The 16184-nt window shown below is 38.3% G+C and carries 13 protein-coding genes, 1 pseudogene and 2 riboswitches; of the genes and pseudogenes, 7 read left to right on the plus strand and 7 right to left on the minus strand.

The window, feature by feature from the left end:
• Positions 1-451: 451 nt before the first annotated feature.
• A complete protein-coding gene (galE, locus tag ACIQAA_RS07825) occupies positions 452-1423 on the minus strand; it encodes a UDP-glucose 4-epimerase GalE (protein WP_402617317.1) in 972 nt (323 codons plus the stop codon).
• Between the two features lie 221 nt (positions 1424-1644).
• Between galE and ACIQAA_RS07830 the strand changes: the two genes are divergently transcribed.
• The gene (locus tag ACIQAA_RS07830; RefSeq protein WP_402617320.1) at positions 1645-3792 is read left to right on the plus strand and encodes an ABC transporter permease subunit; all 2148 of its coding nucleotides are present in this window, start codon (positions 1645-1647) and stop codon (positions 3790-3792) included.
• A gap of 151 nt (positions 3793-3943) precedes the next feature.
• Here ACIQAA_RS07830 and ACIQAA_RS07835 read toward each other — a convergent pair whose 3' ends face one another.
• Positions 3944-4498 (minus strand): hypothetical protein, encoded by a 555-nt coding sequence (locus ACIQAA_RS07835; RefSeq protein ID WP_402617323.1) that lies wholly within the window; start codon positions 4496-4498, stop codon positions 3944-3946.
• Between the two features lie 212 nt (positions 4499-4710).
• On the opposite strand from ACIQAA_RS07835, the gene ACIQAA_RS07840 reads away from it, so the two are divergent.
• Positions 4711-4956, plus strand: coding sequence for a hypothetical protein (locus tag ACIQAA_RS07840; protein WP_402617325.1), 246 nt, complete (start codon positions 4711-4713; stop codon positions 4954-4956).
• A gap of 57 nt (positions 4957-5013) precedes the next feature.
• Here the strand turns inward: ACIQAA_RS07840 and ACIQAA_RS07845 are convergent, their stop codons facing one another.
• Entirely contained in the window at positions 5014-5472 is a 459-nt protein-coding gene (locus tag ACIQAA_RS07845) for a CBO0543 family protein (protein ID WP_402617327.1), read from the minus strand.
• Between the two features lie 241 nt (positions 5473-5713).
• On the opposite strand from ACIQAA_RS07845, the gene ACIQAA_RS07850 reads away from it, so the two are divergent.
• From ACIQAA_RS07850 to ACIQAA_RS07870, 5 genes and pseudogenes are all read left to right on the plus strand, one after another.
• Positions 5714-5908, plus strand: coding sequence for a hypothetical protein (locus ACIQAA_RS07850; RefSeq protein WP_402617329.1), 195 nt, complete (start codon positions 5714-5716; stop codon positions 5906-5908).
• Positions 5909-6139: 231 nt separating this feature from the next.
• Positions 6140-6239: riboswitch (SAM riboswitch) on the plus strand.
• Positions 6240-6313: 74 nt separating this feature from the next.
• Positions 6314-6420, plus strand: a riboswitch (SAM riboswitch).
• A 107-nt stretch (positions 6421-6527) separates the two neighbouring features.
• Positions 6528-7559 (plus strand): methionine ABC transporter ATP-binding protein, encoded by a 1032-nt coding sequence (locus tag ACIQAA_RS07855; RefSeq protein ID WP_402617332.1) that lies wholly within the window; start codon positions 6528-6530, stop codon positions 7557-7559.
• Complete coding sequence (locus ACIQAA_RS07860; RefSeq protein WP_402617335.1) at positions 7549-8199, plus strand: methionine ABC transporter permease; 651 nt, start codon at positions 7549-7551, stop codon at positions 8197-8199. Before ACIQAA_RS07855 ends, ACIQAA_RS07860 begins: the two co-directional genes overlap by 11 nt.
• An 18-nt stretch (positions 8200-8217) precedes the next feature.
• On the plus strand, positions 8218-9048 hold the full coding sequence (locus tag ACIQAA_RS07865; RefSeq protein ID WP_402617338.1) for a MetQ/NlpA family ABC transporter substrate-binding protein: 831 nt from the start codon (positions 8218-8220) through the stop codon (positions 9046-9048).
• Between the two features lie 149 nt (positions 9049-9197).
• Positions 9198-9365: pseudogene (locus ACIQAA_RS07870) on the plus strand (amidohydrolase); the annotation flags it as partial.
• Between the two features lie 53 nt (positions 9366-9418).
• Here ACIQAA_RS07870 and ACIQAA_RS07875 read toward each other — a convergent pair.
• From ACIQAA_RS07875 to ACIQAA_RS07890, 4 genes are all read right to left on the minus strand, one after another.
• Positions 9419-10420, minus strand: coding sequence for a LacI family DNA-binding transcriptional regulator (locus ACIQAA_RS07875; protein WP_402617341.1), 1002 nt, complete (start codon positions 10418-10420; stop codon positions 9419-9421).
• Between the two features lie 40 nt (positions 10421-10460).
• Positions 10461-11345 (minus strand): DMT family transporter, encoded by an 885-nt coding sequence (locus ACIQAA_RS07880; RefSeq protein WP_402617344.1) that lies wholly within the window; start codon positions 11343-11345, stop codon positions 10461-10463.
• A complete protein-coding gene (locus tag ACIQAA_RS07885; RefSeq protein WP_402617347.1) occupies positions 11346-13028 on the minus strand; it encodes an amylo-alpha-1,6-glucosidase in 1683 nt (560 codons plus the stop codon). It lies immediately after the preceding gene.
• A gap of 76 nt (positions 13029-13104) precedes the next feature.
• Positions 13105-16164, minus strand: coding sequence for a glycoside hydrolase family 2 TIM barrel-domain containing protein (locus tag ACIQAA_RS07890; protein ID WP_402617350.1), 3060 nt, complete (start codon positions 16162-16164; stop codon positions 13105-13107).
• Positions 16165-16184 lie beyond the last annotated feature (20 nt).

The raw sequence follows: 16184 nt of genomic DNA on the forward strand, positions 1-16184 counted from the left end.
CAATGTTAATTTCCCAGAAAATATCCTGTCGAAGAAAATCTTGTTATTTTTAAAGAATAATGTCGAGAACAAAACCAGTTAGGATGACAAGCTTTTCGTTTTTTTCCAATCTTTTTTTGTTAAACTTAATTATCGAAATGTATTTTAGGCCTTTGTCTCTATTTTCCAAGTTACGCACTGTGAATTAAATCATTTGAACCATTGTGAATGTAAGCGTTTTACATTATAATGAATCAAACAATCGGAAAACTAAAAAGAATCTACCACTAATATGGGGAGTGGATTTTATGGACGAGCAGGGTAATTTCGCATATGGGCTAGTATGGGGGACTTCATTAAGTGTACCTTTATGGATTGCGTTTTTCGGTTGGATAAAATTAATCATTCGATTTATATTCTAATTTCTATAAAAAATACCCTTGTCCGAAGTCACGGACAAGGGTTTCTTACTTTAATACTGTTGATTGTTATGCCATTTCCAGGCATCGGCAATAATCTGTTCCAAATTCCGTTCGGCTTTCCAGCCTAATTCATTGTAAATCTTTTTTGATGAAGCGACGAGCCTAGCCGGATCCCCTGCGCGACGGTCAGCCATTTCAACATTTGCTTTAACCCCAGTAACTCTCTCACACGTCTCAATGACCTCTTTTACCGAATAACCGAGACCATTTCCTAAATTGTAGACCTCAGCACTTTTCTTCTCACTTAATAAAGCCTCTAGTGCAAGGATATGTGCGCTCGCCAAATCAGTCACATGGATGTAATCACGAATACATGTACCGTCAGCGGTATCATAATCAGAGCCGAAAACAGCAACCTTTTCGCGCTGCCCTAATAGCTGCTGAAGAATAATGGGAATTAAATGTGTTTCTGGGTCATGGCTTTCACCAATCTTAGACGATTCATGTGCCCCAGCGGCATTAAAATAACGAAGAACGACATAGTTTAACCCATAGGCTTTGGAAAAATCAGCAAGCATTTGTTCAATCATCAATTTAGAATGCCCATAAGGATTGATTGGTGATGTGACTGTTTGTTCATCAATGATCTCAACATTTGGGATCCCGTATGTAGCCGCAGTTGAAGAAAAAATAAAGTTCTTAATATTCTTTTTCAACATTACTTTTAAAAGCGTTAACGTAGCTGCTACATTATTTTCATAATACTTCAGCGGATCAACCACAGACTCTCCTACTAGACTAAAAGCCGCAAAATGCATAACAGCCTTAATGGGATAACTGGAGAAAATCATTTGTAAGTCTTCTTCATTTCCGAGGTCACCCTGTACAAAAATGGCTCTTGTATCAACTGCCTCACGATGACCTGTAGACAGGTTGTCCAATACGATTACCTCTTCTTTTTCCACTAATTCCTTAACAAGATGACTGCCGATATAACCAGCACCGCCAACGACGAGAATCATAATCATTTCCCCTTATACAAAAAATTTTCTTATACGTTTCATTTTATCACAAAATCATTGTAACAAATTCACCCCTACTTCCGTCCAAATCCTGAATGATGTAAATATTGGAAATAAACCAGGTTGAAAGGAATGAAAATTTAGAATATAATTTCTTTTACGTGACACTACTTCTATTATACGAATGTAACAATTAGAGGAAGAAAATGGGGTGAGGGCATTTGAAGATTGTTAGATTAATTACATACTATCTACTTGGAATCGTATCCATATTTTGTGTGAGTATTTTTCCACAATATTTTTCCACGAGGGGGACTCCAGATTCAACGGGCTATTTTGAACAATTAATCACGTTTGGCAAAGACCTGTTTAATTCTGAATCATGGATTTATAAATTCGAAAGATCGCAGGCTGGCGGTGCCCCGATGATGGAGATAATGGGGCCGGCATTCATCTATTCCATGCAAATCCTGTTAGGTCCTCTTTTTGCAGGCTTCAGTATCGCGCTTCTTCTTGCATTAGGTTCCGCCTTTTTGCCTAAGGTCGTGCTTAGTCCAATTAAGAGATTACTTGATGTGTTGGAGTCTGTTCCAGACTTGATACTGGCAACGTTATTACAAGTATTATCCATTGTGATCTTTAAGTCGTTTGGAGTTGATTTATTTCGGGTCGCCAGTTTTACTGAAAAGGCTTATTTTGCTCCAATTGTCACGTTGGCGATCTTACCGCTAGTGTCCATGTTCAAGATCCTGCTCCTTATGATTGAGGAAGAGTTTTTGAAGGTATACGTCACCTTTGTAAAAAGTAAAGGAATAGCAAAATTCAATATCTTAATCAGACATATATTAAAAAATATCATGCCCCTTTCGTTTCATCATATAAAGATTATTATTTGGGGAACACTCTCTAGCCAATTTATTATTGAACGGGTCTTTAACGTACACGGACTAACATTCTACTTACTTGATAACTTCCAACCTATAACCATCTTTGTTACACTTGGTCTCATCTTTACACCTTTTTACTTTTTATTCCAGTTGGTCGATTTATGGCTTAAAGGATATCAGCCGCTTTCTTACGAAACGAGACGGATTTCCTGGCGGCACAAGTGGCGCATTGTAAACATGGTGGAGGGGACAAAGCGTTTTTTTGAAAACATCCTTTATTCTGTTAAATCTATTAACCTAAGAAAACTATCTCCATTCAGGCCGTTTATTTATGCACTCTTAACGTTTGGCAGGCATATGAAAAATTGGAAGTTCGCACTTGGAGCCTTATTTTTCATTGTCACCATCAGTTACAGCATTATTTATTCAGTCACAACTGATAACCATGTCGACCAAGTAAGGCTTTATTACTCAGAAGATGGTGTGAAGCTGCTCAGTGCGATGCCGCATGCGCCAACAAAGCCCTTTTTCTTTGGCTCAGACAAATTAGGGTTTAGCCTATTTGATCAATTAGTAATAGGCGCAAAGTATACGTTGATCTTTGCTTTGTTAATCGCCTTATTGCGTGTCATTGGCGGGCTTTTGTTTGGGGTATTTTATGCTTTTTACTTAGGACCCCGCACCCAGCAATGGCTTGCAAATTTAATAGACTCCATTCACTTCCTGCCTTTAAGCTTGGTTACCTATATCTTGCTCGCACCTATCTTAATGCCGGCGTTTACCGGTTTTGGCTATGAATTTACTTACACCTTTACTGAACGTATATTACTAGAAATGTTTATTTTAACCATCCTGGTTGTTCCATTAACAACGGTTTTATTAGGAAAAGAGATAAGGCGAGTTCTTGACTATGAATTTATTGCCAGTGCGCGAGTTTTAGGGGGCAGCAGATTTCATCTCTTCTGGCGGCACATTTTCCCGCATATTGGTCCTCGTTTAACGATTTTATTGGGTACTCAATTTATTCAAGTCTTATTAATCTTTATTCATTTAGGGATATTTAAATTTTTCTTTGGCGGTACAAAACTTAGCTACGATCCGATGGGGGCAGATCCGCCAATGTCAATGACTAATGAATGGTCAGGATTAATTGGTGAATTAGGAAGAACGACCATCGCTTCAGGACGCTACTGGTATTTGTGGATTCTAGCTGCATTCATGCTGGCGATTTTTGCGATGCAGCTGATTATTCAAGGTGTGAAAGAAGTTCAGCAAATAAAAGTCGGAGTGTTATATAAACTTCCAAAAGCTAAGAAGATAAAGGCTAACAACACAAATGAAGTTCTTTCCTATCAAATGACAAAGGATAGTTTTAAGGTGATTGGAAATGAGGTAATTGGTACTCTTGAACCTGATGTAAGTAAAAAGATAGACAGAAAAATAAAACCTAAGTTTAAACGAGGGTTTGAACGCGGAATGTAAGACTAAAAAGCTGAAGTGCCTTGGGGCACAAAGGATAACCCCGTACACACTTAGTACTGTACGGGGTTTATTTTTGCAAGAATGGCATTGTACGTCTCAATGGCAAAATCCTTGTAAGGCAAAAATGGGATGTTCTCGAAATTCTTCACTGCTAATTCGGCGGATTGAAGCGCATTTTCCTTTCGCCAAGCTCACAATAGCATAGAGCTTTGTATGAATATCGAACATAAAAAAGTGACAAATCAAACGGATGGTGAGTAGTGGCCGGCGTCTCAACTTTTTTAAATTCATGAATCGCTTCGGTAAATTCTCCAAGACCATATAAAGCTTTTCCTTTTTCCATTCTATAAAGTGACTCTACCACTTCTTCTTCTTGCGGATCCGCTAAGTAATGATCAATGATTTCGATTGCCTTGGCGTACTCTTTGTTCTCAGCAATGAGAGCCATGGCAATGAGCAGATCATGAACGAGGATAGATAAAATATCCTCGGCAAAATCACCGTACTGTTTTAACTTGCGTAAATAAAGCTCTCTCTTTTCTTTGTCACTGAACATCATGGCCTGGCCGGCACCGATTCTGTATAAATCATCCGCACGATAAAAGATTCGGTGCTTTTTTGAAAAAATTAAAGCATTTTCCATTACATGAGTGGCCGCAGCAAAATTACCGACCGCAAAATGAAGAATCGCTTCAGTATAGTCCAAGTCGACCTGTGTCATAGGGTCAATATAGACATGATTGGATTCAATTTCTTAACGTTCTCTCATGGGGATGATCATGGGAGGTGCCACCTTACCTTTACTTTTCTCCATGTCTTATAATGTAATGTTTGGCTACTACATCATGCTTGAACTTGGTTTAGGCGCATGTTTTGTATTCGTCAACACACCAACCCAAGTGATGATGCAAAAACAAATTGCTGACGAATTTAAGGGGCGTGTTTTTTCTCTCGTCGAAACTAGTTGCCATGGCTTTATCTCCATTAGGAATGGTGCTGTATGGTTTTCTGTACGACGTCTTCCCTGCTGAATGGGGTCTGCTGCTGTCATCTGGATTATTCCTGGGTGTAGTCCTTGCTCTCTTAAGACCAACCGTCATACGAAGGGTTCATCCGGAGCTTGCAGCGGAAAAAACATTGAAGGAAAGAGCGGAAGCATTTTGATGAGGTTTAAATGTTCGTTACAGATGAGGTTGGGCTCAGTTGATTCCAACCTCATCTTTATTTACCTATTTTTATCATTCTCCTAACCATCCTTAAATGAGCAACCAAGATGAGAAAAACGAAGGGATAGAGGCAGATAGAATACCAGAGCTTCCAGCCTGTATAGTTGAAAAAATGAGTCCTTTCAACAATAAATTCGATAATGGAGGATCCTGCTGTCCATGCAAGGATATAAAAGAGTTTCTGTTGATTTGTCCCTTTAAAGGGATAATAGTTTAAGAACAAAATACTGACCGGAATAAAATAAAGGAATTCAGCAACAAACCCCAGCCATTGAAATCCTTCACCAAAGTATCCGTACAAATGGTATTTAAAGACGAGAACCAAATCTACATTAATACCAAAAACCAACGCAAAAAGACTCGTTGTATACAATTCAATTTTACTCAATCTCTTTGGAACTAGGAATGCAATGATAACAAGAATAAAAAAGAATATAAATACCAGCTTCCACATAGATGGATTGTCTCCTTCAAAAGCAACTAATTAAAAGTTATACTTTCCAAATCCTTACATATATAGTCACATATTAATCACCACCTAAATAACGTGTCAAAAGAACTACTCCTTCCGTCTACAGGAAAGGATTAAATTTCCAAAAGAATGGTTATTTGGAACTAATTTATTATTCTGGTAAATAAATAACTCCCTTTATGAATACTAATGAATTAACCCCCAAGAAAGGAGTGAGTATGCAATGAGTGTATTAGACCGCAGTCCTTTTTTATACTTCTTATGTATCCTTGCTGGTTTTGCCTTATTAAGAGTACCGCTAACTGGATTTTTTGCACCGCTTAGTCCGTTAGTTCTCCTAATTGGTGTCTTAACTGTCCTTTTATTCTCACTTGTGTTAATCATCCAAGGGGTACTTAGTTTGGTGAAAAGAAGATAGTCGTTAAAAGATCAAGGAAGAGAGCGAAAATACTCGCTCTCTTTTCTCTTTTTTTGTTTTACCGGAGGCCTGCGGTAATTTTTTTTTTTTTTTTGGAAATGCCTATCTGTAAGCATTGAAAGCGATTTAAGTCTAAACGATTAATCATTATTTTAAAAAGGGGATTTGACTTTTGACTATTCCTACAGTAGATTAATTAACAAGTTCAAAAAATGAATAAAGTAAAAATACTTCTTATCAAGAGAGGTTGAGGGACTGGCCCTATGACACCTCGGCAGCGGAATCTATGATTCTGTGCCAAATCCAGCAAGTGCGACTTGATAGATAAGAAGAGGCCCAATGATTTTTTTCAATTTGCCCTCTTCTTTTTCAAGAAGAGGTTTTTTATTTTTAATTGAATAATATTTCTTATCCAGAGAGGTTGAGGGACTGGCCCTATGACACCTCGGCAGCGGAATCTATTCGGAGACTGTGCCAAATCCAGCAAGCGCAAAATGCTTGGGAGATAAGAAGAGCTTACTGCTTTGCTTTGCATCGGCATGCCCTCTTCTTGTTTCCAAGAAGAGGGTTTTTTATTTTACCAAAAACGGGACACTTCCCAAAAAAGGAGTTACATACCATGATCGAATTTCAGAAACTTAAAAAGGTTTATGAAAGTGGCGGACAGCAGGTTGCTGCATTGAATGGAATTGATTTGAAGATTAATAAGGGAGAGATTTTCGGAGTGATCGGGTTTAGCGGTGCCGGTAAAAGTTCACTTATCCGCTGTGTAAACTTACTAGAGCGTCCAACCTCTGGAAAGGTAATCGTCGATGGTCATGACCTCACATCTATGTCTGTCAGAGAAGTCCGTGAGATTAAGAAAAATATTGGAATGGTTTTTCAGCACTTTAATCTATTAAACTCAAAAACAGTGTTTTCCAACGTGGCAATGCCCCTGACACTTGCCAAAGTTCCCAAGGATGCGATTAAAAAGCGCGTTCAGGAATTACTAGAATTTGTCGGGTTAGCAGACAAAGCGGACTATTATCCTGACCAGCTTTCAGGCGGACAAAAGCAGCGAATTGGCATTGCAAGAGCCTTGGCAACACAGCCATCCATTCTACTTTGCGATGAGGCCACATCTGCACTCGATCCACAGACAACCAGCTCCATTTTACAGCTGTTGAAAAAAATCAATAAGGAATACAACATAACCATTCTAATCATTACCCATGAAATGGCGGTCATCAGAGAAATATGCGACCGAGTGGCGGTGATTGAAGCGGGTAAAATTATCGAAGAAGGCACGGTGTTTAACGTCTTTTCATCTCCTAAAACGGAGACGGCAAAGAACTTTGTAAGCTCCGTCATGAACGACCATATCCCTGATTCTATAAAAGATATCATTCAAAAACATGACGGAATGCAAAAGGTTTTCCGAATCAATTTTGTAGGCAGCTCAGCCGGGCAGCCTCTGCTCTCCGAACTTGCCAAGCAGTTTGATATTCATATTAATGTATTGTTCGGAACCATTACTGAGCTTCAAGGCACACCGTTTGGAAACTTAATTGTTGAGTTCCAAGGCTCTGACAAAGAAGTCATCCGTGCATTAACCTATATTAACCAGAAGAAAATCAGCATAAAGGAAGTGACAGCACATGCTAGTTAACTCAGAGCAAATTATTTCTGCTTTAATTGAAACGGTCCAAATGGTCGCTTTCTCACTCTTGTTCTCAACCATCCTTGGACTGCCGCTGGGAATCTTGCTCGTCGTAACACGGAAAGGCCATCTGCTTCAGAATCTGCCGTTTTTTAATGTATTGAATGGAATTATTAATATTTTTCGATCCGTTCCGTTCATTATTTTATTGGTTGCCATGATCCCCGTGACAAGGTTGATTGTTGGAACTTCAATTGGAACAGCAGCAGCAGTTGTTCCTCTCGTGTTCTATGCAGGACCCTATATTGCTAGATTGATAGAGAATTCCTTACTAGAGGTTGATCCTGGTGTCATTGAAGCAGCAGAGGCAATGGGCGCAACCCCATGGCAAATTATTAGTAAATTTCTAATTCCAGAAGCACTCAGCTCACTAGTTCTTGCCCTTACCATTGCGACCATCGGTCTTGTTGGGGCGTCGGCAATGGCTGGCGCAGTCGGCGGCGGTGGAATTGGGGATTTGGCCATTACATATGGCTACCAGCGTTTTGATACTGTCACGATGATGATTACAGTGGGAATTCTGATTGTGATCGTACAAGGTCTACAGTCATTTGGAAATATAGCAGCAAAAAAAATCAGACGAAGATAACCTAGGAGGAAAACGACTATGAAAAAACTTTTACTATCCATCATTATTATTACATTAGCGATTATTGGCGCTGGCTGCGCTGAAAAAACATCAGAGGTTAAAGAATCAACTACCGTTAAGCTTGGTGTTAGCGGAACCGATACACGTATTTGGGATTTTGTAGCGAAAAAAGCAGAAAAAGAGGGAATCAATATCGAAATCGTTTCATTCTCCGATTACGTTGCTCCCAACACAGCTCTTGCAGAAGGAGAAATAGATGTTAATGCATTCCAAACCGTTGCCTATTTTGATGTATTTATTAAAGAACACAAATTAGACCTAGTGCCAATCGCGACTACCGTCCTTGCCCCAATGGGAATATACTCTGAAAAATACAAAGATGTCAAAGACATTCCGGATGGTGCAAAAATTGCCGTTCCGAACGATGCATCCAATCAAGGCCGTGCATTATTACTTCTTCAAGAAGCTGGACTCATTGAATTACCAGAAGATTTCGACCCAAATGGTAATCTTACGCAAATTAAAAATAACCCTAAAAACATTGAATTTGTCGCAGTTGTACCAGCGCAAACACCAAGAGCATTGCCAGACGTTGCCGCTTCTGTGATCAATAACGGGATTGCTGGTGATGCAGGTCTTAGCCCATTAGAAGATGCGATTTTCCATGAAAGTGAAACTGCTACCCCTTACCTTAATATTATTGCTGTCCAAGCAAAAGACAAAGACAACAAAACATATAAGAGATTAGCAGAACTTTACCAATCTGAAGATACAGCAAAATTTATTGAAAAAGAGTACAAGGGCAACATGATCCCAACATTCGTGCCACTTAGCAACATTGGATGGTAAAAAGAAAGCGGAAGCGCCTTGATAAGGGAAAAATGCAGTTCAATTTTTCCTGGGGCGACAGGCATAAGACGAGCCGGCGAGAAGGTTGTTCTTTAACCTTCTTGACGGATTGGCTTAGACCTGAGAACCCCTAGGCGCTGGAGCTGGACCATACGGTACCATTTAGAGAAGCAGCAGCCTCCCCTAAAGGAGACCAAGCTCTGATCACTGGTGCTAAAGCTCTTGCACTAACCGCTTTAAAACTGATTACAGACGCTGATACATTATCTCAAATCAAAGCAGAATTCAAAGAAAGAAAAGCGGCAGAATCAAAATAATAAGACGCCAGTGACATAAGTTTGTCGCTGGGCGCTTGTGTTTATATTTTATTTCATTTTATCTTTTGAGGACTTGCAGCGCTTTCTCTTACAATTAATTTTGTATTAATCGTTATTTTTTTACTAACTTCCCTTTTCGAGGACAGTCTTTCTATCAGTAAATCAACAGCCGTTTCACCCATAATTTCGGTATAGAGTTTAACCGTTGTTAAAGGTGGAACCATATATTTCGCTGTGGCTACATCGTTAAAACCAACAATGCTTAATTCATCGGGAATTTTAACCCCTAGTTCATATGCCGCTTTATAGCACCCGACTGCAATCGTATCATTCGCCACAAATACGGCTGTTGGTTTAGGTTCAGATGTTAGCATTTCTCTTAAATTGGAATATCCGTCCTTTGGATCATATCCACCGATTCTAACTAATTCCTCTTTGAAAATATTTTTTTCCTTTAAATAATTTTCAAAAACATCCTGCCTTAAATCTTTAAATCGATTCCCATACATATCGGTTTCTACTCCGCCGATAAAGCCAATATTCTCATGACCAAGTTCAGTTAAATAGTTAAGAGCATTTCTGGTCGCAGAGTTGAAATCGATCACAACGGAATCAAAATAATATTCGTCTGGATTGGAATCAACAAAGACACAAGGTTTATTAAAACCTTTAATTTTTTCAATATCCTTGCTTTTGAAGGTTCCTAGGCATAAGATTCCATCAATTTTATTGAGATTCGCCTCATTGCCTTCCTTGTCAATTCTGAAAAAATCAATGCTTCTACTTTTTAACTTTTTTTCCAAAGCAACCCTTATCGACAAGTAATAAGTATCTACTAATTCTTCCTCGAGTGAGAAGGAATCGTATAACCCTATTTTCCATTTGCTCTTTTGCTTCTTCTTCGGAACCACCACATAGGCTAATTCCTCAGCTGCTTCAAAAACCCTTTTTCTCGTTTCTGGAGAGACATTTAATGTTTCATCATAATTTAACACTCTTGAAACAGTAGTGATTGAAACATTAGCTAAATTGGCTATATCTTTTATTGTGGCCATTATTTCTCCCTACCTGCTTGTTTTTTTATCTCGCTACGATTCAATTACGTATTTCCTTTAATCTATTCTTTTTTAAAAAAGGTAATTTGGTCTCTGAAATGATGATGGCACATAGAATAAGGATCGCACCAAGCACCATTTTTATCGTCATTGCTTCATCCAATATGGCAACGGAAAAAACCATTCCCCAAAAAGATTCTGTTGAAAGAATAATTGCAGCCTTTGTTTCTGTTATCATTTTTTGAGCAACAGTTTGCAATAGATAAGCAATCGTTGTTGAGAAGATACCTAGATAGAGAAGGGAGAACAAACCTTCCGTTTCCATAACAACAGATGTTTCTCCTTTGAAAACAACCACAATACTCCCTATTATTGCCGCTGTCACCATTTGAATGAGTGTTAAGGAAACAGGGTCTGAATCTTTAACATATTTTGCAGTATAAAATATATGGAAGGCAAATCCAAACGCACAGCCCAGTGTCAGCAAGTCTCCGATATTAATGTCAGCAGAGAGTTTAAGAGATAAGATGCCGACCCCAATCATAGCTAAGATTGCACCAACTAATTCATAAATATCAATTTTTCGTTTATACATGACAAATGCAATAAAAGGAACGATCACAACATTCACTGCCGTTAAAAAGGCATTTTTTGAAGGTGTTGTAAATTGAAGGCCCACTGTTTGCAGGGCAAAGGCCAAATATAAAAAGATCCCCAATACAGCCCCTTTTATAATAGTACTTTTATTAATATTTTTCAGCCTTTTATGGAAAATTATGCTTAAAATGATTGTCCCTATAATAAATCTTCCCGCCAGAATCTGATAGGGAGTAAAGTGCTCCAACGCGATTGCACTGGCAACAAATCCGCTTCCCCATATAATGGCTGTAATCGTAAGAGCGATTTCTCCCATATACTTTTGCATTTAATCACCCCTAAGATTATCTTCTAATAGCAGCAGAAATACACTTGATGTCCATGTGAAGGATGTATCTACTAACCCTTTACCAGTTAACGGATCAAAATTTTCCGCCATCCCTCCTGTAAGCGTAAGGTCTAAAAACTTATCTCTTAGACGATTCCCTGCCTCTTTATAGCCATTATTCTTTAATGCATGGATAAACAGGTACGTCACAGGCGCCCAGATTGGACCGAGCCAATATCCATTTTCCCGATAATAGTTACTCTTTACACACTCAGTAGCCAGACCAAAATTTGTTTCAAAGTTGGCTTCAAGATCCGACACGAGGTGGTCCATGATGCCTTTATCCAAGCGATAGCCAATGATTACTGGAAGTCTTAAAATTAAGCTGCTTCTAATCTTAATTTTCTCACCATTCTTGCCCACTCGCCCATAAAAGCCCTCACCATCATACAGTCTCTCAATTAATAGGTTAAACAAAGAGTCTGCCTGATTCTTAAATCTCTCAGCTTCCTCTTTTTCTCCCAACATTTCAGCAAAGGAGGAGAGAATATCAAACGAACGTATTATGAAACTTGCAAGGTCTGGTGCCTCCACTGGCATCCCCACATGAAAAAGAGAAGCATTATCCCAGCCAGAATCATTCCCGTGTTTATAGTGTGGCAGCCTATCCTGATAAGTACGATATTCTTCATAATAGGTCATGACTTTCTTAGTAGACTCATATACACGTCTCAAACGCTGTTCGTCTTTAAAGTAGTCATTTCTCTCCATCAGCTGTTCATAGACGTAAGCAAATATCGGAGGCTTTATACAATTGTATGAAATGAATTTGTCATTCACAAAATCGGGATAGGCACCAGATTCATCTTGGGTGTCCATAAAAATCTTTAATTGTGCATATGCGAGTTCCGGGTACTGTTCACCTAAATTTAATGCGTTAAAGCAATTATCCCATGACCAAATATTATACATCCACAACTTCGACATATACATCGCATAATCTTTTAGGACTCCATCTGGATGGACGACGCTCGACCATGTAATATAGGAAGCCCTCTCCAAGGAAGGCAGATATACCGCTTGTTCATATCCCTTTTTCATGGAATCAAACCATTCTTTGTATGCCACCTCTACTTGTTCTTTCCCTTGGCTAAATGAAAGGTATTCCTTTTTTTGATAAACGGTTCGATAGCTTTCAATCACGAAATGCCCATTTTTTAAACGCATATCAATATAATCGTTTCCGATAATATTCCATGGCGCATTAACAGACAATTCACCATTCAAGTTCATAATCATTAATTTTAATTCCTTAGGATAGATATGGTATTCGTACATTCCATCTTCTAATTCCATTAAAGAATCATATTTTCCTTTTGTTGCTCGCAGCCTTAGTTCAACATCCTGTACTTTAATATGGAGTTCATCTTCTTCAGGAATAATGATTTCCGCAACACACTCCGGTTGGTCCTTTAAATAGAAGGATACGGAAATCTCTGAAGCACGTATGATGTAATCCATTTCCACTCCATCTTTTACAATATCCACTTGAAAAAGCTTCGATGGTGCGTCATCGCCGCCATGAACGTCTCTTATAAATACAGCCTCATTATCCTTTTCTTGTGAGATACAAAAATAGGATCCATATCTTGAAAAGGGTATTTCTTTAATGTCTAATTTCATCCTATTTCTCCTCTAAATTTGATCAACTATAGCTATAACATTTCAAATAAGCAGGGTTGCCCCTGCTTTTAATACTTTATCTAGCTCTAAAGTATTTACTTTCTTCTACTATATCGTCTTTATGAACATTCCTAATTTCTAGACCGATTTCAAAGTCTTCTATTCCCACTCGATAGTTTGGAAGTTGTTCCTCACCACAACTATTACTCCCAAGACCGCTTTGTCTATAATCGATGGTTAACACATTGAATGGCGACTTTTTAATTTTACCTCGGTGTGTTGCTTCTTCTAAAGCGCTAGTTTCATAGTCATGGATGGTGAAATCCCTGATTTCTTTAAAGTTAAAGAGGATGGACTGATTCCCCTTTGTTACCGCTAAGAAAGAAGTATCACATCTTGAACCATTTTCCTGTGGATATACATAATCCGTATGCATTTCCTCAACACTTTTATGGTAAAGGCCAATACTTTGGCTTCTTTTACTATCTTGGTAACTTTCCGAATCGCCTCTGCCATACCATGTTACATCATTATACTCTTTGTTTAGATGCATCGTAATTCCGATTCTAGGAAGTAAGTCAGGAATCTCTTTACCTCTAATAATTTTAGAGCCTTTTAGTTGAAGGTTTAACACACCCTCTTGGGTGATCCGATAATGATAAGTCAAATGAAAGCCCCATGCTTGATTGACACTCGATAGATATTTATTGATTTCTATATCTGCATAACCTTCATTTATTTGATAGTCAAAGGAAACCAATTGTTCCTTTGCATTTTTTAGAAAGTATTTATTAATCCAAGCATCCTTCTTATACATATCATTGTCAATAACCGCTCGCCAGAGTGTCAGTTCAGGACCTTTTTCGATTATTTCTTCCCCATTTAATTTATGGGACACGAGTACTCCATGAATCTTTGAAAAAACCGTTTTAAAATGTTCACTCTCTAGCAGCAGCTGACCAAAATTTTCCTTAGTGGAAATCGTTGTTCCACCCTCATGTTTAGTTACGACCATTTTTTTCACCTTTGTCGATTCTAGTAAAAAACTTTCACTGGTAATTGGATGACCTTCACTTGCATAAAGAGTACTCCTGGGTTCTGAATAACTTAATTTAATGCGTACATCATCGTGATTCAAGGCTTCTGTAAGATTAATAGGCAGTGTTAATACCACTTCGTCCTGAGCATTAATAGATGGAAGATTAATATTCTTTTCTTCTATTAAATTATCGAAGGATTCTACCTTAATGTTCAAATGAATTCCTTCTAAGTTTCTAAAGTCATATCTATTTTTCAACTTAATCTTGAGCTGATTAAGGTCTACTGCTTCCGATACAATTGGTTCGATCACCTTTTTGTATTCAACCAGTCCAGGTGATGGCGTCCGGTCAGGGAATACGAGTCCATCGATGCAGAAGTTCCCATTTGTAGGAAAATCCCCGTAATTTCCACCGTATAGATAAAAAACATTTCCATCCTCATCCACACTTTCGATACCATGGTCATACCATTCCCAGACGAATCCACCCTGTAATCGTGGATACTTTCTCATTACTTCTTGATATTCTGTCAGCCCGCCAGGTCCATTTCCCATTGCATGCCCATATTCACATAAGATATGCGGCTTTTTGCCTTCAGAATCCTGGCCAATTTCTACAAGTGCTTTTAATCTAGTGTACATGGTAGTATACATGTCACTATAGGCAGCATGTCGATCTCCTTCATAATGTACTAATCTAGTAGAATCGATTTCTTTTATGGCTTGATACATCGCTGTGAAGTTTCTGCCTTGACCAGATTCATTGCCTAAGGACCAAATGATGACACTTGGATGATTTCGGTCCCTTTTCACCATTCTAATGGCACGGTCTACGTACTGCTTTCCCCATAACTCATTGTCACTAATCCAATTATAATTACCAGTGTTTTCAAAGCCATGGCACTCAAGATCTGTTTCATCAATCACATAGAGTCCGTATTCATCACAAAGGTCATAAAAAACATCATTATTTGGATAATGGGCCGTTCTTACAGCATTTATATTATGCTGCTTCATTAAGATGACATCCTGCAGCATATCCTCGTAGGTTACCGTTCTGCCCATTCTCGGATTAAAATCATGTCGATTTACACCATTAAAGAAAATTCTTTTTCCGTTCACTCTCATTTCATTTTCAATAATATCGATTGATCTTACGCCAAATCGCAACGGAACAATTTCTTTTTCTCCACTGGCTAATTCATACTCCAAAATAGCCATATAGAGATTTGGTTCCTCTGCATTCCATAATAATGGGTCCACCATTTCCCTTGACACTTGGAATTCACCATTAACCACATTTACAGGGAAGGAATCTACCTCATTTCCCCCTTGAAAAAGCTTTACATATACTGCCTTAGTTTCGCTCGTTAAAAACTTCCCGGTTAATTTTAATGTAAAATCTTTAAAATCTTCGTCCGGCAACGTTTCAATGAAAACATCTTCAAGCGTATCTCTGTTTATTCTATACAGTTCCACACTTCTAAAGATTCCTGAAAGCCACCACATATCCTGGTCTTCTAAATAGGTTCCATCTGAAAACTGGTAAACTCTAACTGTAAATCTATTTTTTCCATTTTTGACGTACTCAGTAAGATCAAACTCTGATGGCATTCTTGAGCCTTTACTGTAGCCTGCATGATGACCATTCACATAAAGATCAAAAGCTGAATCCACACCGTTAAATTTAACAATGATTTTTTCTTCTTCATTTATATCTTCCAAATAAACTTCTTTGAAATAGATTCCTGTTGGATTATCCTGAGGTACAAAAGGCGGATTTATAGGAAAAGGATATAATACATCTGTATAATGCATATTTCCATAACCCTTTAATTGCCAGCACGACGGCACAGTTATATCATCTAAATCTTCAATTTCGAATTCTTCTGTTTCAAAATTCACTGGTGAAAATTCAGGTGCCTCCAAAAATAGAAACTTCCACTCACCATCAAGTGACGTATATCCCTTACTATTTTCTTTTTTATATTGTAATGCCTCATCAATTGCACGGTATCTGTAAAAATCAGAATGTGCCGGAAGCCTGTTTAGTGCCGTAAGATGGATATTTTCCCATCTCTTCATTTCACGTTGCATGTTTTCTTCCTCCGAACTTT

This window comes from Neobacillus sp. NPDC093182, from assembly GCF_044754045.1.

Bases quoted from the DNA above. Each gene is read 5' to 3' on its own strand.
- ACIQAA_RS07875 (WP_402617341.1), bottom strand. From the start codon at position 10,420: ATGGCCACAATAAAAGATATAGCCAATTTAGCTAATGTTTCAATCACT.
- ACIQAA_RS07890 (WP_402617350.1), bottom strand. From the start codon at position 16,164: ATGCAACGTGAAATGAAGAGATGGGAAAATATCCATCTTACGGCACTA.
- ACIQAA_RS07855 (WP_402617332.1), top strand. From the start codon at position 6,528: ATGATCGAATTTCAGAAACTTAAAAAGGTTTATGAAAGTGGCGGACAG.
- ACIQAA_RS07845 (WP_402617327.1), bottom strand. From the start codon at position 5,472: ATGTGGAAGCTGGTATTTATATTCTTTTTTATTCTTGTTATCATTGCA.
- ACIQAA_RS07885 (WP_402617347.1), bottom strand. From the start codon at position 13,028: ATGAAATTAGACATTAAAGAAATACCCTTTTCAAGATATGGATCCTAT.
- ACIQAA_RS07880 (WP_402617344.1), bottom strand. From the start codon at position 11,345: ATGCAAAAGTATATGGGAGAAATCGCTCTTACGATTACAGCCATTATA.
- ACIQAA_RS07850 (WP_402617329.1), top strand. From the start codon at position 5,714: ATGAGTGTATTAGACCGCAGTCCTTTTTTATACTTCTTATGTATCCTT.
- ACIQAA_RS07860 (WP_402617335.1), top strand. From the start codon at position 7,549: ATGCTAGTTAACTCAGAGCAAATTATTTCTGCTTTAATTGAAACGGTC.
- galE (WP_402617317.1), bottom strand. From the start codon at position 1,423: ATGATTCTCGTCGTTGGCGGTGCTGGTTATATCGGCAGTCATCTTGTT.
- ACIQAA_RS07865 (WP_402617338.1), top strand. From the start codon at position 8,218: ATGAAAAAACTTTTACTATCCATCATTATTATTACATTAGCGATTATT.